Annotated in this window: 24 protein-coding genes; 9 read left to right on the top strand and 15 right to left on the bottom strand. The window is 69.4% G+C overall.

The window, feature by feature from the left end; all coding sequences use genetic code 11:
• Window positions 1–57 precede the first annotated feature (57 nt).
• The 5 genes from MJ605_RS02805 to MJ605_RS02785 all read left to right on the top strand — a co-directional run bounded on the left by MJ605_RS02805 (window position 58) and on the right by MJ605_RS02785 (window position 4,540).
• Window positions 58–627 carry a nitroreductase family protein gene (locus MJ605_RS02805; RefSeq protein WP_243039349.1) on the top strand — a complete coding sequence of 190 codons (570 nt, stop codon included), beginning with the start codon at window positions 58–60 and terminating at the stop codon, window positions 625–627.
• Window positions 615–1,517 carry a 5'-3' exonuclease gene (locus MJ605_RS02800; RefSeq protein ID WP_243039347.1) on the top strand — a complete coding sequence of 301 codons (903 nt, stop codon included), beginning with the start codon at window positions 615–617 and terminating at the stop codon, window positions 1,515–1,517. Before MJ605_RS02805 ends, MJ605_RS02800 begins: the two co-directional genes overlap by 13 nt.
• A 558-nt stretch (window positions 1,518–2,075) precedes the next feature.
• Window positions 2,076–2,651 carry an NUDIX hydrolase gene (locus tag MJ605_RS02795; RefSeq protein WP_243039345.1) on the top strand — a complete coding sequence of 192 codons (576 nt, stop codon included), beginning with the start codon at window positions 2,076–2,078 and terminating at the stop codon, window positions 2,649–2,651.
• 95 nt (window positions 2,652–2,746) lie between these two features.
• On the top strand, window positions 2,747–3,109 hold the full coding sequence (locus MJ605_RS02790; protein ID WP_243039344.1) for a hypothetical protein: 363 nt from the start codon (window positions 2,747–2,749) through the stop codon (window positions 3,107–3,109).
• A gap of 243 nt (window positions 3,110–3,352) precedes the next feature.
• Window positions 3,353–4,540 (top strand): GGDEF domain-containing protein, encoded by a 1,188-nt coding sequence (locus MJ605_RS02785; RefSeq protein WP_243039343.1) that lies wholly within the window; start codon window positions 3,353–3,355, stop codon window positions 4,538–4,540.
• A 137-nt stretch (window positions 4,541–4,677) separates the two neighbouring features.
• On the opposite strand, the gene MJ605_RS02780 is transcribed toward MJ605_RS02785, so the two are convergent.
• The 11 genes from MJ605_RS02780 to MJ605_RS02730 all read right to left on the bottom strand — a co-directional run bounded on the left by MJ605_RS02780 (window position 4,678) and on the right by MJ605_RS02730 (window position 16,022).
• Window positions 4,678–4,980: an STAS domain-containing protein gene (locus tag MJ605_RS02780; protein ID WP_243039341.1), complete on the bottom strand. Its 303-nt coding sequence runs from the start codon at window positions 4,978–4,980 to the stop codon at window positions 4,678–4,680.
• Window positions 4,981–4,992: 12 nt separating this feature from the next.
• Entirely contained in the window at window positions 4,993–6,177 is a 1,185-nt protein-coding gene (locus tag MJ605_RS02775) for a methyl-accepting chemotaxis protein (RefSeq protein ID WP_243039334.1), read from the bottom strand.
• Window positions 6,178–6,192: 15 nt separating this feature from the next.
• The gene (locus MJ605_RS02770) at window positions 6,193–7,290 is read right to left on the bottom strand and encodes a protein-glutamate methylesterase/protein-glutamine glutaminase (protein WP_243039333.1); all 1,098 of its coding nucleotides are present in this window, start codon (window positions 7,288–7,290) and stop codon (window positions 6,193–6,195) included.
• 76 nt (window positions 7,291–7,366) lie between these two features.
• A complete protein-coding gene (gene cheD, locus MJ605_RS02765; RefSeq protein ID WP_243039330.1) occupies window positions 7,367–8,026 on the bottom strand; it encodes a chemoreceptor glutamine deamidase CheD in 660 nt (219 codons plus the stop codon).
• On the bottom strand, window positions 8,023–8,904 hold the full coding sequence (locus MJ605_RS02760; protein ID WP_243039329.1) for a CheR family methyltransferase: 882 nt from the start codon (window positions 8,902–8,904) through the stop codon (window positions 8,023–8,025). Before MJ605_RS02760 ends, cheD begins: the two co-directional genes overlap by 4 nt.
• A gap of 2 nt (window positions 8,905–8,906) precedes the next feature.
• Window positions 8,907–10,622, bottom strand: coding sequence for a methyl-accepting chemotaxis protein (locus MJ605_RS02755; RefSeq protein ID WP_243039327.1), 1,716 nt, complete (start codon window positions 10,620–10,622; stop codon window positions 8,907–8,909).
• A gap of 26 nt (window positions 10,623–10,648) precedes the next feature.
• Window positions 10,649–11,131: a chemotaxis protein CheW gene (locus MJ605_RS02750; RefSeq protein WP_243039325.1), complete on the bottom strand. Its 483-nt coding sequence runs from the start codon at window positions 11,129–11,131 to the stop codon at window positions 10,649–10,651.
• A gap of 194 nt (window positions 11,132–11,325) precedes the next feature.
• On the bottom strand, window positions 11,326–12,981 hold the full coding sequence (locus MJ605_RS02745) for a methyl-accepting chemotaxis protein (RefSeq protein WP_243039323.1): 1,656 nt from the start codon (window positions 12,979–12,981) through the stop codon (window positions 11,326–11,328).
• Between the two features lie 174 nt (window positions 12,982–13,155).
• A complete protein-coding gene (locus tag MJ605_RS02740) occupies window positions 13,156–15,129 on the bottom strand; it encodes a chemotaxis protein CheA (protein ID WP_243039322.1) in 1,974 nt (657 codons plus the stop codon).
• A 198-nt stretch (window positions 15,130–15,327) separates the two neighbouring features.
• Window positions 15,328–15,690: a response regulator gene (locus tag MJ605_RS02735; protein WP_243039321.1), complete on the bottom strand. Its 363-nt coding sequence runs from the start codon at window positions 15,688–15,690 to the stop codon at window positions 15,328–15,330.
• A gap of 14 nt (window positions 15,691–15,704) precedes the next feature.
• The gene (locus MJ605_RS02730; RefSeq protein WP_243039320.1) at window positions 15,705–16,022 is read right to left on the bottom strand and encodes an STAS domain-containing protein; all 318 of its coding nucleotides are present in this window, start codon (window positions 16,020–16,022) and stop codon (window positions 15,705–15,707) included.
• Between the two features lie 224 nt (window positions 16,023–16,246).
• Here MJ605_RS02730 and fliK point away from each other — a divergent pair, with 224 nt between their 5' ends.
• From fliK to MJ605_RS02710, 4 genes are all read left to right on the top strand, one after another.
• The gene (fliK, locus tag MJ605_RS02725; protein WP_243039319.1) at window positions 16,247–17,386 is read left to right on the top strand and encodes a flagellar hook-length control protein FliK; all 1,140 of its coding nucleotides are present in this window, start codon (window positions 16,247–16,249) and stop codon (window positions 17,384–17,386) included.
• Complete coding sequence (locus MJ605_RS02720; RefSeq protein WP_243039318.1) at window positions 17,383–17,655, top strand: EscU/YscU/HrcU family type III secretion system export apparatus switch protein; 273 nt, start codon at window positions 17,383–17,385, stop codon at window positions 17,653–17,655. Before fliK ends, MJ605_RS02720 begins: the two co-directional genes overlap by 4 nt.
• Before the next feature lie 180 nt (window positions 17,656–17,835).
• Entirely contained in the window at window positions 17,836–18,360 is a 525-nt protein-coding gene (locus MJ605_RS02715) for a lipocalin family protein (protein ID WP_243039317.1), read from the top strand.
• Between the two features lie 56 nt (window positions 18,361–18,416).
• On the top strand, window positions 18,417–18,758 hold the full coding sequence (locus MJ605_RS02710) for a zinc ribbon domain-containing protein YjdM (RefSeq protein ID WP_243039316.1): 342 nt from the start codon (window positions 18,417–18,419) through the stop codon (window positions 18,756–18,758).
• Between the two features lie 51 nt (window positions 18,759–18,809).
• On the opposite strand, the gene MJ605_RS02705 is transcribed toward MJ605_RS02710, so the two are convergent.
• The 4 genes from MJ605_RS02705 to MJ605_RS02690 form a co-directional block, all read right to left on the bottom strand.
• Window positions 18,810–20,693: an AI-2E family transporter gene (locus MJ605_RS02705; protein ID WP_243039315.1), complete on the bottom strand. Its 1,884-nt coding sequence runs from the start codon at window positions 20,691–20,693 to the stop codon at window positions 18,810–18,812.
• An 81-nt stretch (window positions 20,694–20,774) separates the two neighbouring features.
• Entirely contained in the window at window positions 20,775–21,245 is a 471-nt protein-coding gene (locus MJ605_RS02700) for a chemotaxis protein CheW (RefSeq protein WP_243039314.1), read from the bottom strand.
• Between the two features lie 31 nt (window positions 21,246–21,276).
• Complete coding sequence (motD, locus tag MJ605_RS02695) at window positions 21,277–22,362, bottom strand: flagellar motor protein MotD (protein WP_243039313.1); 1,086 nt, start codon at window positions 22,360–22,362, stop codon at window positions 21,277–21,279.
• On the bottom strand, window positions 22,359–23,099 hold the full coding sequence (locus MJ605_RS02690) for a flagellar motor protein (protein ID WP_243039312.1): 741 nt from the start codon (window positions 23,097–23,099) through the stop codon (window positions 22,359–22,361). The genes motD and MJ605_RS02690 overlap by 4 nt, the downstream gene beginning before the upstream one ends.
• Window position 23,100: the final 1 nt, after the last annotated feature.

Raw genomic sequence — 23,100 nt, 5'->3', positions numbered from 1 at the left:
CTCGCTTCACTCGCTGGCGGGGTTTAGCATGGCGGCTTTGCCCTGCCGGACCACCCCATGCCCCATCCCCTGTCCCTGCTGCTGCAACGCCACTCCGCCCCCTCCCGCCAGTTGGGCGAGCCCGCGCCGGCCGGGGATGAGCTGAAGGCCCTGCTGCACGCGGCCATCCGCGTGCCGGACCACGGCAAGCTGGTGCCGTTCCGGCTGATCCTGCTGCGCGGCGAGGCGAAGCGGGCGTTCGGCGAACGCATGGCGGCGCTGTCGCTGCGCCTGCATCCGGACCTGCCCGAATCCAAGCGCGAGAAGGAGCGCACGCGCTATGCCTTCGCGCCACTGGTGGTCGCGGTGATCGCACACCTGGACCCGGACAGCAAGGTGCCGGCGATCGAGCAGCAGCTCAGCGCCGGTTGCGTGGCCTACAACCTGCTGCTGGGCGCCCACGCGCTGGGCTACGGCGCGCAGTGGCTCACCGGCTGGGCGGCCTACGACCGCGAGGCAGCCGGCATCCTGGGCCTGGCCGCACACGAGCAGGTCGTCGGTTTCGTGCACATCGGCACGCCGCAGGTGGACGTGCCCGACCGCGAGCGCCCCGCGCTCGACGAGGTGCTGCGCGTATGGACCCCGTGAGCCGTCCAGCCGTCCATCTGGTCGATGGCAGCCTGTACGTGTTCCGCGCCTGGCATTCGATGCCGGACGAGTTCCACGACGAGGACGGCCATCCGGTCAACGCGGTGCACGGCTTCACCCGCTTCCTGTGCGAACTGCTCGAACGGACCCGGCCGGAGCACCTGGCGGTGGCCTTCGACGCCTCGCTGACCAGTTCGTTCCGCAACGCGATCTATCCCGCCTACAAGGCCAACCGCGAACTGCCGCCGCCCGACCTGGAACGCCAGTTCGTGCTGTGCCGCGAAGTGGCCCAGGCCCTGGGCCTGCCGGTGCTGATCGACCACACCTACGAAGCCGACGACCTGATCGGCAGCGCGTTGTGGAGCCTGCGCGGGCATGGCTTCCGCGGCGTGATCGTGTCCGCCGACAAGGATTTCGGGCAATTGCTGGGCGAGCACGACGAGCAATGGGACTACGCGCGCAACCTGCGCTGGGGACCGGGCGGCGTGCACGAGCGGCTGGGCGTGCATCCGCACCAGGTGGCCGACTTCCTGGCTCTGTGCGGCGACGCGGTGGACAACATTCCCGGCGTGCCCGGCATCGGCGCCAAGACCGCGGCGGCCCTGCTGGCCCACTTCGGCAGCCTGGACGCCTTGCTCGAACGCGTCGACGAAGTGCCCTTCCTGCGCCTGCGCGGCGCCGCCAGCTGTGCGGCGAAGCTGCGCATCCACGCGGAAGACGCGCGGCTCTACCGCCGGCTCACCCGCATCGCCCTCGATGCGCCGGTCGCCGCGCAAGCCGATGCGCTGCGGCGCCTGCGTGGCGATGCCGACATGATGGATGCGCTATGCGGACGGCTACGCTTCGGACCGCTGACCAGGACGCGGTTGAAGGCGTTGTTGGAAGGGTAAGGCGCGCCGCTTTAAGTCCTCAGTCCACTGACGCCCCGCGGGGTAGCCGCGGTGTGTAGCGGAAGGAAAAACTGATTCGGCTTGCGAAGCCTATAAGGCTTGTATGCCGCGCAGTGCTACGCTTCCTCTCCGCCACGGCGCGTCGCGGGATAGCGGCGCCGCTTGAGGTAGCACGTCATTTATCGGGCTGGCCTCGGTCTCCCGAGCTTGTATTCAACACAGTGCTGCCAGCCTGTGAGGCCATTCTCTTTGGGTTGGCGGCCCCCTCACGGGGACTAGCTTCGCGTCGCTGGCAGGACGTCGAAACGCCCGCCGCGTCCCACAGGGACTTCCTTCGGTCGTAGGCGGCACCCTGGCGATAGCGCGACAATCGAAGACCGACGCATCTGGATCCCGGCCCTTGCCCCCTTTTGCGGGGTGCGCCGGGATGACGAGCAATGGGGACTGAGGCGAAAGGCGTCGCGCACAGGGTGCGCTCCCACAGCCATGGACGACGTGGTTGTGGCTGCCACATCCGCGCGGCACCATGCCCCCTTCCCACCGCCATGGCCGACCACGATGCCCCACCTCGACGCAATGATCCCCCCCGACGCCCACGCCCCCGTGGAAACGCTCTACGTCGGCAAGTGGCTGAGTCTGCGCAAGCGTGGGCGCTGGGAGTTCGCCGAGCGCAACAATCCCGGCGGGGCGGTGATCATCCTGGCGGTGACGCCGGAGGACAAGGTGCTGTTCGTGGAGCAGTACCGCGTGTCGATCCTGAAGAACACCATCGAGATGCCGGCAGGCCTGGTCGGCGACCTGCACGAGCATGGCGACGAGGACGCGCTGCTGGCCGCCGGCCGCGAGCTGGAGGAGGAAACCGGCTACCGCTGCAAGCGGCTGCAATACGTCCATGAGGGGCCGTCCTCCTCGGGCATGAGCACCGAGATGATTACCTTCGTGCGCGCCTGGGAGCTGGAGAAGGTCGGTCCGGGCGGCGGCGACGAGACCGAGAACATCGTGGTGCACGAGGTGCCGCGCCGGGAAGCCGGCCAATGGCTGTTCGCCCGGGCCGCCGAGGGTTATTCCATCGACCCGAAGCTGTTCGCCGGGCTGTGGTTCATCGAGCACACCGAGCTGATGTCGCGAAGCTGAACAAAAAGCGTCTCCAAACCTTAAAGATCCGGGCGGATCTGCCGATGTCAGTCAGGCGTGCCTTTTGATTGACCCCTTTTCGACGGAACCCGCCCATGAAGACCCTGATTGCCTCCACCCTGCTGCTGTTCGCCCCGTTGGCGGCCCATGCCGCCTGCTCCGCCAACGATTTCACGGTGCAGGACTTCAAGATGAAGATTACCGGCGCCGGCGCCGGCGCCCGCCTGAGCCTGAGCGGCCAGTTGGTGAACCACTGCGCCGAACCCGCGGCCGCCCAGATCGTGATCGACGCGAAGGACGGCTCGGGCAAGGTGCTGCAGAGCAAGAAGGGCTGGCCGGCGGGTACCACCAACATCGGCCCCGGCCAGACCGTGGATTTCGACCTCGGCCGCCTGTTCCGTTTCGACCCGGAAATGCAGTCCTACACCATCGGCATCGCCGACGTGCGCACCTGGTAATGGTTTCCTCTTTTAGCTAACCCTTGTCTTACTTGAGGCCCCGCAAGGGGCCTCTTTTTTTGTGCCCTCCCCCCGGTGGCGCATGTCCGATGGCCTTCCATCCTGGCACAATGTGATCCAGTTCAAGTTTTTGACGTTTCGTCCGATATCCCGCTTGACCTGCGACGACAACGTCGATCCGCCAGCCTCGGCCTAGACCCAGCGCGTTCCGCCACACCGGGCGCAGCGGCACAAGGGAGCGCCATGCATCTGGACATACCGACCCTGACCCTGGTCAGCCTGCTGATGGGCATCAGCGCCTCGATCGGTTTCACGTCGCTCATGATCGTGCTGCACACCCAGCGCGTGCTGCGCATCTGGGTGACCGGCATCTGGATCGGCACGCTCGCCATCAGCCTGATCGGCCTGCGCACCCGTATCCCCGATGGCCTGTCGATCGTGATGGGCAACGGCCTGCTGGTGTTCGCCAACATGCTGTACCTGAAGGGCATCGCCGCCCACCTCGGGCTGCCGTGGCGCTGGCGCTGGCCGCTGGCCTTCGTGCTGGCCTATGCCCTGGGCATCTTCTGGTTCGCCTATGTCACGCCCAACCTGGGTACCCGCCTGCTGATGGGCAGCCTGCAGGCCATGGCGTTCTACCTGGTCTACGCCTACCTGCTGCTGCGCCACGGCGAACCGGACATCCGCACCAGCTGCCGCATCGCCGGCGGGGTGATGCTGCTCAATGGACTGTTCTACCTGGCGCGGGTGTTCCTGCCGGCCGATCCTGGCCATGGGCAGAGCATCATGCAGGCAGGCCTGCCGGTGGAGGCGACCTACCTGATCGGCATCCTGACCGGGCTGGCCTCCTATTTCGCCCTGCTGCAACTGGTCACCGAGCGGCTCATGGTGGACCTGCGCCATGCCGCCCGTACCGACGGCCTGACCGGCCTGCTCAACCGCAGCGCCATCGTGGCCGAGGGACGCGCCAGCCTGGAGCGCTGCCAGCAGCGGGGCCAGCCGTTCGCCTTGATTATCTTCGACCTGGACTATTTCAAGCAGATCAACGACCGCTGGGGACATGACGCGGGCGATGCCGTGCTGCGGCACGTCAGCGGCATCCTGCGCGAGATCACCCGCTGGCCGGGCTACCTGGCCAGCCGCTACGGCGGCGAGGAATTCGTGCTCGCCCTACCCGGCGCCACCCTGCAGCAGGGCGTGGAAGTGGCCGAGCGGCTGCGGTGGGCCCTGGCCCATTCGCATGCGCGCATCGACGACCAGCACATCCCGGTCACCGCCAGCATCGGCGTCGCGGTTGCGCATGCCGGCACCCGCTTCGAGCACCTGGTGCGCCAGGCCAACGAGGCGATGTATCGCACCAAGTTCGACGGGCGCAACGGCGTCAGCTCGGCGGATCTCGGCGACGCGCAGCTGATGGCGGCTGACGAGTGATATCTCCGCCGGCATGGCCCGGGTGCATCGGTATGCCGGAAAGAAGCGGAATGGGCAAATAGGTCGAAACGCCGCGAGCAGGCGATGTCGCCGGGCGGCTCCCGCCCCTCTCCCGGCGGGGAGAGGGGAAAGCCGGGTCAGTGCAGGACGAACAGTTTGTCGAAGCCGGCCACGCGCAGGGTGCCGCGCAGGCTGCTGTTGGCGTTGACGATGCGGATCTCCGAGCGGTCGGCGCCGGCGTACTCGCGCAGCAGCAGCAGCATGCCGAGCGCGGAGCTGTCCATGCTGGCGACTTCGCCCAGGTCGATCACGTAGCTGCGCGCGGGACGTCCGCTCAGGCAGGCGTCGTGGAAATCGCGGTGCACGCTGAAGTCGAAGCGCTCGCCCAGCTGCAGGGTGACGCAATCGAGTTCTTGGTCGTGGTGTACGGTCAGGCTCATGGCTCGCATCCCTTAAAACAGTTCGATCTCGCCGGCATCCATCGAGTTCTGCAGCGCCGGGCCGCGCGAACGCAGGCGCGCCTTCTCGCGCTGGATGGCCAGGCGGCTGCGCACGCGCTCGGCGCGCTGGGCCAGCAGCTCGGCGTCGATCGGGTTGCAGGCCAGCTCCTCGATGTCGCGCGTGCACTCGGTGGTGATCTCCTGCAGCTCGACCAGGCGCGTGCGGGTCTGGCTGATGAGCTGGCTGAGGATGTCCTCGAACTGCAGCGAGCGGATGGTGGTGGACACGTCGGTGCCCAGGCCGCGGTTGATCTCCACCACCTGATCGGCCACCGCGCTGGTGCGCGCGTCGCTCTCGGTGACGTGGGCCATCATGGCGTCGATGCCGCCCTTGGCCGACAGCGCCACGTTGAGGTCCTGCGAGGCCATGGTGCCGACCAGGCCGCGCAGCTGTTCCATCGCGGTGCGGGCGCGCTCGACGTGGCTGCCGATCTGCTCGTTGAACTGGTTGGAATGGCTGGCCAGGTTGCGGATCTCGCCGGCCACCACCGCGAAGCCACGGCCGGATTCGCCCGCGCGGGCAGCCTCGATGGCGGCGTTGAGCGCCAGCAGGTTGGTTTCCTCGGCGATGGTGTTGACGTTCTTCAGCAGGCCGAACACCGCGTCCATTTCCTTGGCCATGCCGTCGATGCGGTAGACGATGCGCAGGCTCTCGCGCGACATCTGCACCACCACGTCGACGAAGTGCTCCAACAGGTCGCCGGTGCGCGCGGCGAAGTCCTGCACGGACACGCCTTCGTTCTGCGCATCGATGATCTGGCGCAGCAGCGACTGCTGCAGGCCGGTCTTGCGCGACAGGCCGTCGAAGCCGCCGCCCAGCTCAGACACGGCATCGCGCAGCAGCTCCAGCGCCTGGTGCAGCTCGCGCGAGGCGTGGCCCAGCTCGTCCACCAGCGAGCTGCGCACCTCTTCCAGCGCCTCGCGCACCGGCGCGTGCTGCTCCAGCGAGTCGGCGATCACCGGCTCGGCCACGGGCGCGGCGCGACGCAGTTCGACGATCCAGGCCCCGGCCAGCAGCACCACCAGCACCGGGGCCAGCCAGGCCGAGGGCCACACCAGCGTCAGCAGCAGGGCCACCGCGCTGGCCGACAGGCCGACCACGGGGCGCACGCGCAGGAAGGAAAGAAAGGCATCCATGGAGATATCCGCAAGTCAGGCGGCCGGTGCGGCCGCGCGATGGTGAGGTGTGTGAGCCAGCGCCAGCAGGCGCGCGGCGATCTGTTCGAGGGGGAGCTTTTCGCTGGCGGCACCGAGTTTCCAGGCCGCGCCCGGCATACCCCATACCACGGCGCTTTCCTCGTCCTGCACCAGGGTCTGGGCGCCGCCCTGGCGCAGCTCGAGCAGGCCGCGCGCGCCGTCGTCACCCATGCCGGTGAGCAGCGCGGCGATCGCCGCCTTGCCCACGCTGGCCGCCACCGAGCGGAACAGCACGTCCACGCTGGGCTTGTGGCGGTTGACCGGCGGCCCGTTGTGCAGGCGGCAGACGTACTTGGCGCCGTCCCACATCACCAGCAGGTGCTCGCTGCCCGGCGCGATGTAGGCGTGGCCCGCCTGGATCGGCTGGCCGTCGCGCGCCTCGCTCACGCGCATGGCCGAGCAGGCGTCCATGCGGGCAGCGAACGGGCCACTGAAGGCGGCCGGGATGTGCTGGGTAATCACGATCGGCGGCGCGTCGGGCGGCATCGCTTCCAGCACCACGCGGATCGCCTCGGTGCCGCCGGTGGAGGCGCCGATGGCGATGATCGGGCTGCCGCCGCGCGTGCCGGCGGTCTGCGCGCGCGGCAGCACGGCGTCGGCGGAAAGCCTGGGCGGCACGTCGAGCTTGTGCACGGCGGTGCGCTGGCGCGGCTTGGCCAGCGCGGCGAGCTTGACCTTGGCGCAGATCTCCTGCGCGCCCTCGGCGAAGGTGCTGGCCAGGTCGTTGGCGGGCTTGGCGAAGAAATCCACCGCGCCCAGCTCCAGCGCGCGCAGGGTCACTTCCGCGCCTTCCTGGGTCAGCGACGACACCATCACCACCGGCATCGGCCGCAGCCGCATCAGGTTCTCGAGGAAGGTGAGGCCGTCCATGCGCGGCATTTCCACGTCGAGCGTGAGCACGTCCGGGTTGAGCTGCTTGATCTTCTCGCGGGCGATCAGCGGATCGGCCGCGGTGCCGACCACCTCGATGCCCGGGTCGCACGAAAGCATGGTCGACAGCAGCTTCCGCACCAGCGCGGAATCATCGACCACCAGGACACGTACTCTTTCCATCGCTTAGAAGTCTCGCCTTCGTGCGGGCTCTTGCGGGCCCGGATACTGCGGTGGGGAACGCCGCCGCGCGTGCGCGTCAGAACAGCTCCACCTCTCCCTTTATCGGATCGTTCGCCAAACGCTTGAGATACAGCCGCTCGCCGTCCGCCAGCACCGTCTCGGCGCGCCCGCTCAGCTGGCGCACCCGGGCCTTGCCGGTAAAGGGGAAGAACTGCACGTGGCGGGGATGCACGTCGCCCAGGTCCTCGGCGCGCACCGGCAGGTGCTCGGCCTGGAGATAGCGCCGCACGAAATCGATGTTGCGCTTGCCGATGTCGGTCATGGTGGCCAGCACGCGGCCGCCGCCGAACACCTTCACCTCCAGGTTCGCGCGCTGCCCGCCCGCCTTGAGGATGGCGTTGATGAGCTGCTCCATCGCGTCGTTGCCGTAGCGCGCGGCGCGTCCCACCGTGTCGGCCCAGCCGCCGCGCTCGCCGTTCAGTGGCTCGGGCAACATGAAGTGGTTCATGCCGCCGATGCCCCGCGCGGGATCGTAGATGCAAGCCGACACGCACGAGCCGAGCACGGTGGAGATCATCTCGTTCTGCATACTGACGTAGAACTCGCCGGGCAGCACCTTCACCGTGACGCAGGACTGCGCCGGATCCCAGAAGCGGCGCAGGTGCTCGAAGCCGGGCAGCACCCGGGCCGGGTCATAGCCGGCGCTGGCGGGAAGATTCAAGGCGGGGACGCTCATGCACTGCGTTTCCGGTAGACCGTGCGTCCGATCAGGTCGAAGCTGTCGTTGAGCCCGTGCATGGATTCGGAGTGGCCGAGGAACAGGTAGCCTCCCTCCGGCAGCAGGCCGGCATAGCGCTGGAACAGGCGCTGCTTGGTGGGCTTGTCGAAATAGATGACCACGTTGCGGCAGAAGATGGCGTCGAACGGCCCCTGCATCGGCCACTCGTGCAGCAGGTTCAGCGGCAGGATGCTGACCAGCTCGCGCAGGCGCGGATGCACGCAGGCGTAGTCGGCGTACTCGCCCTCGCCGCGCAGGAACCAGCGGCGGCGGCGCTCGGCGCTGACGCCCTCCAGCCGGTCGATCGGGTAGACGCCCTGGCGCGCGGTGTCCAGCGCCTGGGGCGACAGGTCGGTGGCGAGGATCTTCGCGTCGATGCCGGCGCCATGCTTTTCCAGCGCCTCGGCCAGCACCATGGCCAGGGTGTAGGGTTCCTCGCCGGTGGCGCAGCCGGCCGACCACAGCCGCAGCCGGCCGCCGTGCTTCTTCTCGGCGATCCAGCGCGGCAGCAGTTCGTTCGCCAGCAGATCGAAGTGGTGCGACTCGCGGAAGAACGACGTCACGTTGGTACTGATGGCGCTGGCCAGTTCGCCCAGCTCGCCCTGCGGATCGCGCCGCAGCAACTCGCAGTAGCTGGCGAAGTCGGGCAGCCGCAGCGCGCGCAGGCGCCGCAGCAGGCGACCCTGCACCAACTGGCGCTTGTGCTCGCCCAGCGAGATGCCGCAGTGCTCGTACACGAAGCCGCGCAGGAAATCGAACTCGCCGTCGCCGAGCAACGGCCCGCCCACGCCCGCCGCGGCGGCATTGCCATCCATCGCGGCGGGCTGGGCGGCCATGCTCAGAACTCCTTCCAAGCGCCCGCGTCGGCCGCCTCGGCGGCGCGCGGCTGGCGCGACGAGGCCGGAGTGTTGCGCACGGCGGCGAACACCGCCTCGGCCTCGGCCATCACGGTCTTGCCGCGCGCCTGCTCGGACGGCGCCTCGGACGAGGCCTGGCCGAGCTGGAAGAAGCTCACCTGGCGGGCCAGTTCGCCGGCCTGCTCGTGCATGGCGCGGGCGGCGGCGGCGGCCTCTTCCACCAGGGCGGCGTTCTGCTGGGTCATCTCGTCCATCTGCAGCACGGCGTGGTTCACCTGGTCGATGCCGGCTGACTGCTCCTGGCTGGCCGCGGCGATCTCGGCCACGATGTCGGTGACCTTCTTCACGCTGTCCACGATCTCGGCCAGCGCCTTGCCCGACTGGTCCACCAGCGACGAGCCGACCTTGACCTTCTCGGCGCTGTCGTTGATGAGGCCCTTGATCTCCTTGGCCGCGCCCGCGCTGCGCTGGGCGAGGTTGCGCACCTCGGTGGCGACCACCGCGAAACCGCGGCCCTGCTCGCCGGCGCGCGCCGCCTCCACCGCCGCGTTGAGCGCCAGCAGGTTGGTCTGGAAGGCGATCTCGTCGATCAGGCTGACGATGTCGGAGATCTTGCGGCTGGAGTCGTTGATCTCGCGCATCGCCGCGCTGGCCTGCGAGGCCACCTCGCCGCCGTGCTCGGCCTGGCGGCGCGTGGCCGTGGCGAGCTGGTTGGCGTGGCTGGCGTTCTCGGCGTTCTGCTTGACGGTGGAGGTCATCTCCTCCATCGAGGAGGCGGTTTCCTCCAGGCTGGAGGCCTGCTCCTGCGTGCGCTGGGAGAGATCGTCGTTGCCGCGCGCGATCTGCTGCGCGGCGGAGCTGACCGAACCGGCGCCATGGCGCACTTCGCCCACGATGGTGCTCAGGCGCTCGTCCATGGTGCGCAAGGCGGAAAGCAGCTCGCCCAACTCGTCCTTGCTGCGCACCACGATGTTATGACCCAGGCGGCCGCCGGCGATCTCGTTGGCGACCTTCACCGCCACGCCCAGCGCGCTCAGGATCGAACGCATCAGGAACACGGCCATCAGCGCTGCCACGAACAGGCCGCCGATCAGGGCGACCACGCTGAAGAAGCGGATCAGGTGGTAGCGCGAGACCTGTCCGTCATAGATCTGCTTGGCGTCGGCGCGCTGCGCATCGACCAGCTTGGCCAGCGAGTCCTGGCGCTGCATCATCAGCGGACGCACCTGCATTTCAAGCAGTTCGCCCGAGGTGGTGTCACCCTGCTTGAGCGCGTCGACCAGGGAATCCTTGGCGTCCTTGTAGTCGCCGTCGGTGGAGCTCCAGTCGGTGAAGTTCTTCTTCACCGCCTCGCTCATCGGAATGGCCTGGTACTGCTTCTTCATCGCGGCCATTTCCGCTTCCAGCTTGTCGTACTCGGCCAGCTTGGCCTTCACCTGGTCCGGCTGCTTGCCGACCAGGTTGCTGGCTTCGCCCAGCAGGATGAAGGACATCAGCGAACGGGTGGAGATCTGCGAGATCAACTGGGAGGGCACGATCTCCTCGTCGTAGATCTTGCCCATGCCATCGTTCTGCAGCTGCATGCCGCCCAGGCCGACGATGGCGCCGCCGATCAGCATCAGGCCCAGCAGGCCCAGCACGGCTTGCAACCGGTTGCGGACGGACAACGCGGGGATTTTCAGAGTGAACTTCTTCATGTTGGTTCCACTTCCGGCTAATTCGGTCAGGCTACGGCTTTTACATCGGAGGCTGCGGGCAGCGCGGCCTCCAGCATCTGGGCATCCTGAGGTTGCAGCAGCTTGTCCACGTCCAGCAGCAGCACCATGCGCTCGCCGGCCGAGGTCAACCCCTTCAGGTATTCGGTATCCACCGCGGTGCCCATGTCCGGCACTGGGCGGATCGCGTCGGCGACCACGTCGAGCACGTCGGACACCGCGTCCACCACCACGCCGAAGTTGCGGCCGGCCACGGTGATGATGACGGTGACGGTGGTGGGGCCGTATTCCTCGCGGGGCAGGCCGAAGCGCAGGCGCATGTCGATCACCGGCACGATGGCGCCGCGCAGGTTGAGCACGCCGAGCACGTAGTGCGGTGCCTGCGGGATGCGCGTCACCGGCGTCCAGCCGCGGATCTCGCGCACCGCGAGGATGTCGATGCCGTATTCCTCGTGGGCAAGGTTGACGGTGAGGTATTGCGTGTCGGACATGGTTTGCCTCTTCGTCGGGGCCGGCCGCGGTGGCCCCCTCTCTGGGTCTGAATCGGCTGCGGGAAGGGAAACTTGAGCGAGGTCAAAGGTGGGTTTTCGCCTCTCTCCCGGTAGGAGCGCACCCAGTGCGCGACCAGGCGACCGGCGTGCCATGGTCGCGCACTGGGTGCGCTCCTACCGGGGGATGGACGGGCCTAGAGGCCGGCCCAGCCGCTGGCCGTGGCCAGCTGTGGGGCGGGCCCCTGCGCCGGGGCCGGGCGGGTAACGGCAACCCTGGCGCCTTCCTGCAGGCGGAAGTAGCCGACCTGGCCCGCCAGTTCCTCGGCCTGTTCCTGCATGGCGCGCGCGGCGGCGGCGGCCTCTTCCACCAGGGCGGCGTTCTGCTGGGTGACCTCGTCCATCTGGGTGACCGCGCGGTTGACCTGGTCGATGCCCGAGGACTGTTCCTGGCTGGCCGCGGCGATCTCGGCCACGATATCGGTCACGCGCTGGATGCCGCCGACGATGTCGGCCAGCACCCGGCTCGATTCGTCCACCAGCACCGCGCCGGCGCGCACCTTGTCCGCGGTGTCGCCGATCAGCGCCTTGATCTCTCGGGCCGCGCCTGCGCTGCGCTGGGCAAGGTTGCGCACTTCGCCCGCCACGACCGCGAAGCCACGCCCCTGCTCGCCGGCGCGCGCCGCTTCCACCGCGGCGTTGAGCGCCAGCAGGTTGGTCTGGAAGGCGATCTCGTCGATCAGCTGCACGATCTCGGTGATGCGGCGGCTGGCCGCCTCGATCTCGTACATGGCCTCGCTGGTGCGCGCGGCCACGTCGCCGCCGCGCTCGGCCTGCCGGCGGGCGCTGCGGGCGAGCTGGTCGGCATGGCCGGCGTGGTCGGCGCTCTGGCGCGCGCTAGCCGTCATCTGTTCCATCGAGGCGGCGGTTTCCTCCAGGCTGGAGGCCTGTTCCTGCGTGCGCTGGGAGAGGTCGTCGTTGCCGCGCGCGATCTGCCGCGCGGCGCCGGAGACCACCTGCGAGCCGCGTTGCACTTCGCTCACGATCTCCACCAGCCGGGCCCGCATGCGCTCCAGCGCATCGAGCATGCTGCCTGGCGGGAAGCGCCGCTCGCCCTGGGCGGACAGGTCGCCGCCGGCGATGCGGGCCGCCATCGCCAGGGCGAAGGCCGGCTCGCCGCCGAGGTTGCGGCGGATGCTGCGCATGGACTGCCAGACCACGCCGATCACTAGCAGGCCGACCAGGCCGGCCTCCAGCAGGCTGATCGCCAGTGCATGCCGGAACTGCTGGTTGATGTCCACGAAGTAGGCGCCCGAGGCCACGTGGAGGTCCCACGGCTTGTACCAGGCGGTGTAGGTGATCTTGTGCTCGTCCTGCCGGCCGCCTGGCATCGGCCACAGGTACTCGGTGGCGCCATGGCCGTCGCGCTGGTCGGCCTCCAGCATCCTGCGGTACATGAAGGTGCCCTGCGAATCCGCCTCGTCGCGAATGTTCATGCCCACGCGCTTGGGCATGATCGGGTGCATGCGCATGACATAGCCCGAATCGAACAGGAAGACATAGCCCGTGCCGTTGTCCCAGCGCAGCGCGGACACCGCGGCCAGTGCCTGCTTCTTCGCCTCGTCCTCGCCCAGCTCGCCGGCGGCGGCGCGCGCGTGGTAGCTGTCCAGCAGCGACATGGCCGTGGCCACCTCGTCGCCCAGGGCGTTCACCCGGGCCTGCATCTGCAGCCGCCGGCTGTCCACGGCGGAAAGCAGGGTGAGCGCGGCCAGTCCCGCCACCACGAAGGCGATGACCAGCCATACCTTGGCCGCGAGGCTCAGGCGATCGATATACGTCAGGGAGAACTTCATGGGACGTGTCCTTGAGAATGAAAAGGCCGGGTTGCGATGTCCCCCGGATTCATTCCATGTACTGCTCTTCGCCGGCTATCGCGGCGGCCGCGGCTTCCTGTCGCGGCTTCGGGTAGGCTCCGCCGGCCGGCTAGCCGGCATGGCGAGGCGGGAAAGCGGAAAAAGCCCGGGCGATCAGGCCGCCTTGCGGCGCCCCTGCAGCCGGACCAGCCCGACGATGTCCACGATCAGCGCCACCGAGCCGTCGGCCAGGATGGTGGCGCCGGAAATGCCCTGCACGCGGCGATAGTTCGCCTCGAGCGACTTCACCACGGCCTGCTGCTGGCCGATCAGGCCATCGACGAACAGGCCCACGCGCGTGCCGTCGCCCTCGACCACCACCATCAGGCCCTGGTCGATGGCCTGCACCGCGCCGCTGCAGCCGAACACGTCGTGCAGGCGGATCACCGGCAGGTATTCGCCGCGGAAGCGGAACAGCTCGCCGCCGCCGGCCACGCTGCGCACCGCCTCGGCCTTCAGCTGCACCGATTCGACGATGGAAACCAGCGGCACGATGTAGCGTTCCTCGCCCACCGCGGCGGTGAGGCCGTCGATGATGGCCAGGGTCAGCGGCAGGGTGATGGTGAACACGCTGCCCTGTCCCGGCGTACTGCGGATAGTGACCGAGCCGCCCAGGTCCGCCACGTTGCGGCGGACCACGTCCATGCCCACGCCGCGGCCGGACAGGTCGGTGGTGACGGCGGCGGTGGAGAAGCCGGGCTGGAAGATCAGCTCGGCCACGGCATCGTCGCTCAAGCCTTCGCCGGAGGCGATCAGGCCGCGCTGGACCGCCTTGGCGACGATGGCCTCGCGGTTGAGGCCGGCGCCGTCGTCGGACACTTCCACCACGATGCTGCCGCCGCGGTGCGCGGCCTGCAGGGTGAGCGTGCCGACATCCGGCTTGCCCGCCGCGCGGCGCTTGTCCGGCGTTTCCAGGCCATGGTCGATGGCGTTGCGCACCAGGTGGACCATCGGGTCGCCGATCTTCTCCAGCACCGTCTTGTCCAGCTCGGTGTGCTCGCCGATCATTTCCAGCTTCACCTGCTTGCCCAGCTTCTGGCTGATGTCGCGCACCATGCGCGGGAAGCGGTTGAACACGGAGGCGATGGGCAGCATGCGGATGCCCATGACGCTTTCCTGCAGCTCGCGCGTGTGGCGCGCCAGCTGGGCCAGGCCCTGTTCGAGCACGGCCATGCGCGCGGCGTCGATCTCGCCCTCGCGGAAGGTGTCGAGCATGGACTGGGTAATCACCAGCTCGCCCACCAGGTTGATAAGGCCGTCGATCTTGTCGATCGACACGCGCACCGAACTGGACTCGGCGCTGGCCTCGCGCTGCGCGCGCGCCGCGCCCGCGTCGGCCACGGCCGCCGGGGCGGGCGCGGCGGCGGCCGCTGGCGCCACTACGTGCTGGGCCTCGATGGCGAGGTCGCACTCGTCCTCCACCCAGTCGAACACGGCGGCGATGTCCGCGCGCCTGGCCGGGCCTTTCAGCGCGATGGTCCAGCCCAGGTGGCACTCGGTCGGCTCCAGCGCCGCCAGCGTGGCGGGCAGGCGATCAAAGATCGGCGTCACCGCGATCTCGCCCAGCGCGCCCAGTTCGCGGATCAGCCGCAGCGGGTCGTTGCCACCGGCCAGCATGCCCGGATGCGGGCGGAAGCGCACGGTCCAGGCATCGGCCTGGTCCACCTCGCGCCGCTCCTGCGCGCCGCCCGCCGCCGCGCCACGGCCCATCGCCGCGGCCAGCTCGCCACGCAGCCCCGCGGCCACCGCGTCGTTGAGCGGCTCGCCGCCCTGGGCGCGGGCGAACATGCCGCGCAGGCAGTCCACCGTGCGCAGCAGCAGCTCGATGATGCCGCCGTCGATGGCGCGCTTGCCGCTGCGCACCTCGTCCAGCAGCGATTCGGCCTCATGGGTGAACGAGGAAATCTCGGGGAAGCCGAAGGTGGCCGCGCCACCCTTGATCGAGTGCGCCGCGCGGAAGATGGTGTGCACCAGTTCCCCGTCGCCGCCGTTGTCCAGCGCGAGCAGCGACGATTCCATCGTATCGAGCCCTTCCAGGCTCTCCTCGATGAACACCTGTTGGAACTGCGCCAGACCGGCCTTGCTCATGGGGATGCTTCTCTCATGGAACGGTGACTTGCGAATCGAGTCCCTTCTCCCCGTGGAAGAAGGTGCCGGCAGGCGGATGGGGATGCGGGCAGAGCGCTCCGTCGAGGGTTGCACAAGCCCCGCACCCTCTCCCCAACCCCTCTCTCAACGGGAGAGGGACTGTTTGCCCGCCCCCCTCAATCAGAGGGATCAGGAGCCTCAGCCCAGCACGCGCTTGACAGTGGCCAGCAACTGCTCGGGGTCGAACGGCTTCACCAGCCAGCCGGTGGCGCCGGCGGCCTTGCCTTCCATCTTCTTGTCGGTGTGCGACTCGGTGGTCAGCATCAGGATGGGCACGCCCTTGTAGGCCGGCATCGCGCGCAGCTCGCGCACCATGCTGATGCCGTCCATCACCGGCATGTTCACGTCCGCCAATACCAGGTCGAAGCTACCGCCGCGCGCCGCATCCAGCGCCAGCTGGCCGTTCTCGGCCTCGCTCACCTCGTGGCCCGCGCCGCGCAGGGTGAAGGCCACCATGCCGCGCATCGAAGCCGAATCGTCAACCGCAAGAATCTTCGCCATCTTCCACCTCAGTTTCAGGCCGGCATGTTCGCCGGCAATTCCAGATCTCGCGCCAGGCCAAGCACCCCGGCGGCATCGCGCATCACCTCGCTGACGCCCCGCCAGGCCGGCGACAGGTCGCGCGCCGCCGCTTCGCGGCGATAGGCCAGCAGCAGTTGCAGCGCCGCGGTGTCCACACGCTCCACCGCGCCACCGTCCAGTTGCGCCCCGGCCGCCTCGAGGGCCTCGACCAGGTCGGCCTTGACCCCGGCGACCGCGCCCAGCCGGAAATCCGCGGGCAGCACGATCACGCGCGCCCCATCGCCACCCTTGCGTTGTGCCGCCTTGCCCATTGCCTGACCTCGCCTCGCCCCCGCAGGGGTCTACGGCCTGCTTATCGGCCATGGCGGCGATCGCTTTAGGGGCTGTGCCGCACATTGGCGGCCCCCTCCGCCCGGCGACCGATCGCGAAATCGCGAACCGCGACACAAAACCGTGCTCAAGTTTCCACCGGGGCAGCCGATCCTCACAGGCACGGAAGGGCGCGCGCAGGACACCCGGCCGCAAGGAGTCTCGATTGGTCATACAACCCACCAGTTTCGCCGCCCTCACTTGGGCCGGCGCCGCTTCCGGCAGTGCCGCCGAGAGCTGGCGCATCGGCACGGTGCTGGCTGCGCGACCCCTGGGGATCAATCCGCAGGGGCTGCTGGTGCTGCAGATCGGCGCGCTGGCGGTGGAGGCCGAGGCGCCGCGCGGCCAGCTGCCTTCGCAGTTCCAGGTGCGCGTGCTGAGCCTGGGCGCGCAGCCGCAGTTGGAGGTGATCGCGCCGCAGACGCCCGAGCCGGCCCTGCAAGTGGCGCTGCGCGAGCGCCTGCCGCAGCAGAACGGCTATGCGCCGCTGCTGGCCACACTGGATGCGCTGGCCCAGCGTCCCGCGCTGCGCCAGCTGCCCGCCTACCTGCGCCCCGCCCTGGCCCTGCTCGAACACGGCGTGCGCACGCCGGCCGAGATCACCAGCGGCGAAGGGCTGCGCGAGGCGATCAACCGCAGCGGCCTGTTCCTGGAATCGCAGCTGGCGCAGTCGGAGGTGGACAACGCGGTGCTGAGCCAGGAGGACTGGAAGGGCGCGCTGCTGCGCCTGGCCAGCCTGCTGGACGACTACCTGCCCCCCCGGCGCACCGCCTCCGGCGGCAGCGAAACGCCGCCGCCGTTGCAACAACGCGGCCTGCAGGTGCAACCGCGCGTCACGCTGCCGCCCGAGCTGCTCAACGACGACGTGGACGCGCTGCTCGGCCGCCTGCATGGCGAAGTGCATGCCGCCCTGGCCCGCGTGGAGGTGGCGCAGTTGGAGGCCACCACCGTGCCAGCCTGGATGATCGAGATCCCGGTCCAAGGCGACGACGGCCGCGACATCCTGCAGATCCAGTTGCAGCAGCACGCCGAGGGCGAGGGCGGCTCGGCCTGGACCCTGGGCTTCGCGCTGGACCTGCCGGCACTCGGCCCCCTGCAGGGCGAGCTGCAGCTGCGCGAGCTACGCCTGTCGGTGCGGCTGTGGGCCGAGCGCCTCGGCACCGTGCAACGGCTGGAGCAGCAATTTCCCGGCCTGCGCCAGCAACTGGCCGCCAGCGGCCTGATCCTGGACCAGTTGAGCTGCCAGCAGGGCCTGCCGCAGTCGAGCGGCCCGCACAGCGCCATCCTGCTGAGAACCATGGCATGAGCACGCCCATGCCGCCCGCCCAGCGCCGCGTGACCCTGCGCCTGTCCAGCAGCACGCACGACACCGCGCCCGCGGCCAGCCTGCCGCCGGAATCGCTGGAAACCCTGCTGGCCCGCGCCCGCGCGCTGGGCATTCCGCTGCACCACGATCCGCAGATGGCCGCCCTGCTCGCCTCCCTGCGCCTGCGGCAGGACGTGCCGGCCACCCTGTACGCGGCGGCGGCGGCGGTGCTTTCCAGCATCTACGAGGCGTCCGAAGAATCCCACTGAGCCGGTCGCCGCGCATGACATGGCCTTCATGCGCCTTCGGCGACAGTAGTGCCGTTCCCCACGGGATTGGCCATGTCCGCATTCATCCATCTCGCCGCTGGCCCGGCCGGGCGGCGGCGCACGTTCCTGCCCTGCCGCGCCAGGCCCGGCGGCCCGGGCCGTGCCTGAAAGGGGGCAGCGATGTATCCCCGCCATCCCCTGTCGCTGCTGTTCGCCGCGCTGCCGGCGCCACGGCCCACCTCGCCCGCCCTGCCGATCCGGCCGGTGGACCAGTTGGAACTGGCACGGTACGCCGGCACCTGGCACGAGATCGCCCATCTGCCGATGCACTTCCAGCGGCCGCTCACCGACCACGTCGTCGCCACCTATACGCTGCGGCCCGACGGCAGCATCGCCATGCACCATGCCTGCCGCAGCCGCCGCGGCCATGTGCGCGCGGTGGCGCGGCAGGCCGCCGAGGGCGAAGGCGTGCTGCGCGTGCGCTTCGCGCTGGCCTGGCTGCCGCTGGCGTGGCTCGACTACTGGATCATCGAGCTGGACAGCGAGTACCACTGGGCGGTGGTCGGCAGCCCCAACCGGAAATGCCTATGGGTGCTCTCGCGCACGCCCAGCATGAGCCCGGAGCTGTTCGGCCGCCTGCGTCTGCGCGCGGGGCTGCGCGGCTACCCGGTGGACAGGCTGGTCACGGCGGCTGGCCTGGGCTGACGGTGGGGCTGGCGCCATCTCCTATAATGGCCGATTCCCCGAACCTGGATCGCGCGATGTCCGATATCCCCGCCTGCCCCCTCTGTGGCATGGACAACACCTACCCGGATGGCGATTTCTACATCTGCCCCGACTGCGCCCACGAATGGCCGCAGGTCGCCGCGCAGGCCGAGGAGGCCGCGATGGTGGTACGAGACGTCAACGGCAATCCGCTCGCCAGCGGCGACACCGTGGTGGTCATCAAGGACCTGAAGGTGAAGGGCTCGTCCATTCCGCTCAAGCAGGGCACGGTGATCCGCGGCATCCGCCTGGTCGAGGGCGACCCGGAGCACATCGAAGGGAACTCCGACAAGATCAAGGGCCTGGTGCTCAAGGTCTGTTTCCTGCGCAAGGCCTGAGAGCCTGCCCCCCGACTCATAGTGCTGAGGGCCGAGCGGATCGCTCTAAGCTTACGTCCCATTCTCCGGAAAACGCGAGATCGCCTGCTGGGCGGCCTCCTCCAGCGAATGCGCGACGTCGTCCACCTCGGCGCCCACCGGCAGGTTGAGTTCGCGCGCGGCCAATGGCTCGGGCAGGCGCATGACGATGATGCAGGCCTGCGGCACGCGGCGGCGAAGATTCACCGCGAGGGTATCCACGCTCTCGCGCTGGGCGGCCGGGTCGGTGCTGACGATGAAGGCGATGGACACCGCGTCAGCGGACATGTCCCGGTGCTCCTCGGCGTCGAACGCGGCGAAATCCTCCACCGCCAGGTGGCGCGCGTCGATGTGCAGGTCGCGCAGCACGCGGGTCAGCAGTTCGGTCGCCAGGTCGTCGACCACCGTGCCCATGCCCACGCACAGCACCACCGATCCCGGCGGCACCTTCAAGGGCCCCTGCCAGCGCCCACTGACGTCCTCGCGCTGCCGGCGCAGCCGGCGGCCGATGCTGACGTCGTCGAGCACGCTGCCGCGCCGGCGGCGCGAGCGGTGGCGGCCCTCGCCGCCCAGCGCCTCGACCACGGCCACGAGGGTGTTGCGAACGACGGCCTGCTGCTCCGGGCTGATCGCCCCATGGGAAAGGTCGATGCGCGCCAGCTGCAGCGCCGGCAGCAGCACGACATCGCAATAGGCGGCGAAGGTCTTGCGCTTGAGGTAGCCGCGCGCCTCGGCGACGATCTCGCCGGCATCGCCGGACAGCGCGCGCTGGTAGAGCCGCTGCGGCATGGTCAGCGCCGGCGCGTCGCCCAGCAGGATGGTAAGCAGGCCGAACGCCTTCATGTGCTGTCCCGCCACTACCAGGCACAGCGTGAGCGGCGTGGACATCACCAGCCCCACCGGCCCCCACAGCCAGCTCCAGAAGATCGCCGCCACCACCACCGCCAGCGGCGACAGGCCGGTGGTATGGCCGTAGAGGAACGGCTCGATCAGCTGGGACACGATCAACTCCACCGCCAGGTAGAGGACCACCGTCATCACCACCAGCGACCAGCCCTGCCCTACCGCGGCGGCGAACAGCACGGCCAGCGCCGCCACCAGCCAGATGCCGACATACGGCACGAAGCGCAGCGCCGCCGTCAGCGCGCCCCACAGCGGCGCGCTGGGCAGGCCGAGCAGGGACAGTCCCGCCCAGATCGCCACGCCCACGCCGACGTTCACCGAGAAGGTGGAAAGGAAGAAGCGCGACAGCCGCTCGCCCGCATCGTTGATCGCCGCCGTGGTGGCGCGCAGGTCGGCGCCGCCGGCCAGGCGGATGAAGCGGTCGCGCAGCGACTCGTGCTCCAGCAGCACGAACACCAGCACCACCAGCACGATGCCCGCCGTCTGCAGCGGAATCCACGCGGTGGAGAGCAGGCGCGCCATCACGGCCATCGGCGTGGCGGGCGCCGCGGTGGCCGCGGCGGCTCCCGCGTCTGGTGCCTGCGCGGACGGCGTGACGGCATGCCCCGGTGGCGATTCGGCGGCGTCGATCACTTTGCCGAACTCGCCGCGCACCAGCTCCAGCCGGCCCAGCGTCAGCGTGCGCAGGGTCTGCACCTTGCTGTGGATGGTGGCCTCGTACTGCGGCAGCCCCCGGGCCATGTGTACCACCTGCGAGCCGATCACGGCGGTGAGCCCGGCGGCGATCAGCACCGCCGCCAGTACCGCCACCAGTACGGAGGGGCCATGCCCCAGGCCGAGGCGCCGGTACAGCCGTACCCACGGTTCGATCAGCAGGCTGAGGAACAGCGCGAGCACGATGGGCACCAGCACCTCGCGTCCGAAATACAGCAGGGCCAACACGGTGGCGGCGGCCAACAGGGTGATGGCGTGCTGGCCGGCCGGGGCGGGCGGGGAGCTGGTTTCTGGCGTCATGGAGGGCTCGTCCTGCGATACCGCGAGGCAGGCCGAAGCATAGCCCACGCGGCGGCGGCGCAACGCGCCGCGCCTCCGGGCTCAGGCGGCCTCGCTTTCCTCCGGCAGGCGGCACAGCCGCCGCACGTCGAGCAGGGCGACGAAACCGCCTTGCCACGGCAGCACGCCATGCACCGGATCGTCGGCGCGGGCGGCGCCGCCCGGCAGCGGCGGCGCGATGTCGCTGCCGTTCTGGGTCAGCAGGTCGCCGATCGCATCTACGCGCAAGCCGACCAGGTGCTGGCCATAGATCAGCATGACCAGGCGGGCATCGGCATCGCCGCCCTGTTCGTCCGCAGGCAGGCCGAGCCGACGGCGCCCGTCGAGCACCGGCACGATGCGCCCGCGCAGGTGGCGAATGCCGAGCACGTCGGCGGCCGCCCCCGGTACCGGGGTCAGCTCGCCGTCGCGGATCACCTCCCTGACCTGCGCCAGCGGGGCGGCATAGAGCTGCCCGCCGATGCGGAAGGAAAGCCAGCGCTGGTCGCTGTGCTGGAACTGGGTATCGCTCAAGACTTCGACTCCCCGGCATGGGCATGCACGGTCATGGTCCACGCTCCGACGGCGCCTGGCGCGGCGCGGTCACCGTCACTGTGGCGGCGGCGCCCGATGGCGTGCCCCCATCCCTGACTGGCGCCGGCGGCACGGCCTTGCCGGCGGCCACGGGCAGCGGGGACAGTGCCGGCACCTGCGGCAGCGTGCCCGCCGCGACGGGCGGCGCGGCGGCCGGCTGGCCGGCCTCGTCCATTCCGGCGAACTGCCCCTGGTGCTCGACATCGTTGTAGAAGCGCTTGGGCGCATCCTCGGTGCTGAGCACCACGATCAGCACGCGGCGGTTGTGGTTGCGGCCGTCCTCGGTGGCGTTGTCCGCGCTGGGGCGGTATTCGCTCCAGCCGACGATGCCCAGCCGCGTGGGATCGACGCCCTGCTCGGCGAACAGCCGCGCCACGCTGGCCGCGCGGGCCGCCGACAGTTCCCAGTTGGAGGGATACAGCGCGGTGTTGATCGGGCGGTCGTCGGTATAGCCCTCGATGCGCACCGGGTTCGGGAACGGCTTGAGGATGCCGGCCATCTGGTCGAGCACGCCCGAGGCCGGCTCGGACAACCGGGCCACGCCGCTGGGAAACAGGATATCGGTGCGCAGCTCGATCTCCAGCCAGGAGGTGGTCTTGCGCACGATCACCATGTTCTTGTCGATCAGCGGCTGCAGCGCGCGCTGCACCTGGTCGCGGATCATCTCGAGGTTGCGCTCCGCATTGCGCTGCTGTTCGGCATGCTGCTGCGCGGCGCGCACGTCCACCGCCCGCATCGGCTGCGGGCGCTGCGGGATGGGCACCTCGATCGGCGTGGTGGCGGCGCCGGGCTGGCGCTGGGGCGCGGCCACGGCGGGGTCCACGTTGCGCGGCTTCACGCGGGTGGACGGCATCGGCGCGATCACGTGGCTGGAACCGTTGAACGCCTCGATGATGGATTCGGACATCACCCGGTACTTACCCTCGTTCACCACCGACACGGCATACATCACCACGAAGAAGGCCAGTAGCAGCGTCATCAGGTCGGCATAGGGGATCGCCCACGACTCGTGGCTGATGTGCGGCTCCTCGCGGCGCTTGCGGGAAGCCTTTTTCACGGCAGGTAGCCCAGCAGCCGCGCTTCGATCTGGCGCGGGTTGGCGCCCTCGGCGATGGCCACCAGGCCCTCGACCAGGATCTCGCGCATCTGCGTCTGCTGGTGGATCAGGCTCTTCAGGCGCGCGGCCATCGGCAGCATCAGCAGGTTGGCCAGCGCCACGCCGTAGATGGTGGCGACGAACGCGGCCGCGATACCGTGGCCGAGCTTGCTGGGATCGGCCAAGTTCTGCATCACCGCCATCAGGCCCATCACCGCGCCGATGATGCCCATGGTGGGCGAGAACACGCCGGCATGCTCGAACACCCTGGCCGCGGCGATGTCGGTATGCTCGCGCGATTCCACCTCCACCTCCAGCACGCCGCGGATCGCTTCCGGCTCGCTGCCGTCGACCAGCAGCTGCAGGCCCTTGCGCACGAAGCTGTCGCTCTCCGAATCGATCTGCGGCTCCAGGCCGAGCAGGCCCTGGCGGCGCGAGATCTCGCTCCAGCCCACGATGCGGCTGATCAGGTCCGACGGCTGGTGCTGCGGCGGTTTGTAGATCATCGGGAAGATCGACAGCGCGCGCTTGAGCACCCGGCCCGGGTTCTGCACCAGCAGCGCGGCGAAGGTGCCGACGAACACGATCACGAAGGCGGCCGGGTTCCACAGCGCTTCCACGCTGGAACCCTTCAGGACAGTGCCGACGATCACCACCAGGAAGGCCAGGATCGTGCCGATGAGACTTATCAGGTCCATG

The organism is Dyella sedimenti, from assembly GCF_022760995.1.
In the GTDB taxonomy this organism is placed as follows: domain Bacteria; phylum Pseudomonadota; class Gammaproteobacteria; order Xanthomonadales; family Rhodanobacteraceae; genus Dyella; species Dyella sedimenti.
Note: the sequence above shows the minus strand (reverse complement) of the source record. Positions and strands in the feature narration are given on the sequence as shown.

Excerpts from the sequence above, each read along its gene's own strand:
- MJ605_RS02805 (WP_243039349.1), top strand. The coding sequence starts at position 58 with ATGCCCCATCCCCTGTCCCTGCTGCTGCAACGCCACTCCGCCCCCTCC.
- MJ605_RS02800 (WP_243039347.1), top strand. The coding sequence starts at position 615 with ATGGACCCCGTGAGCCGTCCAGCCGTCCATCTGGTCGATGGCAGCCTG.
- MJ605_RS02795 (WP_243039345.1), top strand. The coding sequence starts at position 2,076 with ATGCCCCACCTCGACGCAATGATCCCCCCCGACGCCCACGCCCCCGTG.
- MJ605_RS02790 (WP_243039344.1), top strand. The coding sequence starts at position 2,747 with ATGAAGACCCTGATTGCCTCCACCCTGCTGCTGTTCGCCCCGTTGGCG.
- MJ605_RS02785 (WP_243039343.1), top strand. The coding sequence starts at position 3,353 with ATGCATCTGGACATACCGACCCTGACCCTGGTCAGCCTGCTGATGGGC.
- MJ605_RS02780 (WP_243039341.1), bottom strand. The coding sequence starts at position 4,980 with ATGAGCCTGACCGTACACCACGACCAAGAACTCGATTGCGTCACCCTG.
- MJ605_RS02775 (WP_243039334.1), bottom strand. The coding sequence starts at position 6,177 with ATGGATGCCTTTCTTTCCTTCCTGCGCGTGCGCCCCGTGGTCGGCCTG.
- MJ605_RS02770 (WP_243039333.1), bottom strand. The coding sequence starts at position 7,290 with ATGGAAAGAGTACGTGTCCTGGTGGTCGATGATTCCGCGCTGGTGCGG.
- cheD (WP_243039330.1), bottom strand. The coding sequence starts at position 8,026 with ATGAGCGTCCCCGCCTTGAATCTTCCCGCCAGCGCCGGCTATGACCCG.
- MJ605_RS02760 (WP_243039329.1), bottom strand. The coding sequence starts at position 8,904 with ATGGCCGCCCAGCCCGCCGCGATGGATGGCAATGCCGCCGCGGCGGGC.
- MJ605_RS02755 (WP_243039327.1), bottom strand. The coding sequence starts at position 10,622 with ATGAAGAAGTTCACTCTGAAAATCCCCGCGTTGTCCGTCCGCAACCGG.
- MJ605_RS02750 (WP_243039325.1), bottom strand. The coding sequence starts at position 11,131 with ATGTCCGACACGCAATACCTCACCGTCAACCTTGCCCACGAGGAATAC.
- MJ605_RS02745 (WP_243039323.1), bottom strand. The coding sequence starts at position 12,981 with ATGAAGTTCTCCCTGACGTATATCGATCGCCTGAGCCTCGCGGCCAAG.
- MJ605_RS02740 (WP_243039322.1), bottom strand. The coding sequence starts at position 15,129 with ATGAGCAAGGCCGGTCTGGCGCAGTTCCAACAGGTGTTCATCGAGGAG.
- MJ605_RS02735 (WP_243039321.1), bottom strand. The coding sequence starts at position 15,690 with ATGGCGAAGATTCTTGCGGTTGACGATTCGGCTTCGATGCGCGGCATG.
- MJ605_RS02730 (WP_243039320.1), bottom strand. The coding sequence starts at position 16,022 with ATGGGCAAGGCGGCACAACGCAAGGGTGGCGATGGGGCGCGCGTGATC.
- MJ605_RS02720 (WP_243039318.1), top strand. The coding sequence starts at position 17,383 with ATGAGCACGCCCATGCCGCCCGCCCAGCGCCGCGTGACCCTGCGCCTG.
- MJ605_RS02715 (WP_243039317.1), top strand. The coding sequence starts at position 17,836 with ATGTATCCCCGCCATCCCCTGTCGCTGCTGTTCGCCGCGCTGCCGGCG.
- MJ605_RS02710 (WP_243039316.1), top strand. The coding sequence starts at position 18,417 with ATGTCCGATATCCCCGCCTGCCCCCTCTGTGGCATGGACAACACCTAC.
- MJ605_RS02705 (WP_243039315.1), bottom strand. The coding sequence starts at position 20,693 with ATGACGCCAGAAACCAGCTCCCCGCCCGCCCCGGCCGGCCAGCACGCC.
- MJ605_RS02690 (WP_243039312.1), bottom strand. The coding sequence starts at position 23,099 with ATGGACCTGATAAGTCTCATCGGCACGATCCTGGCCTTCCTGGTGGTG.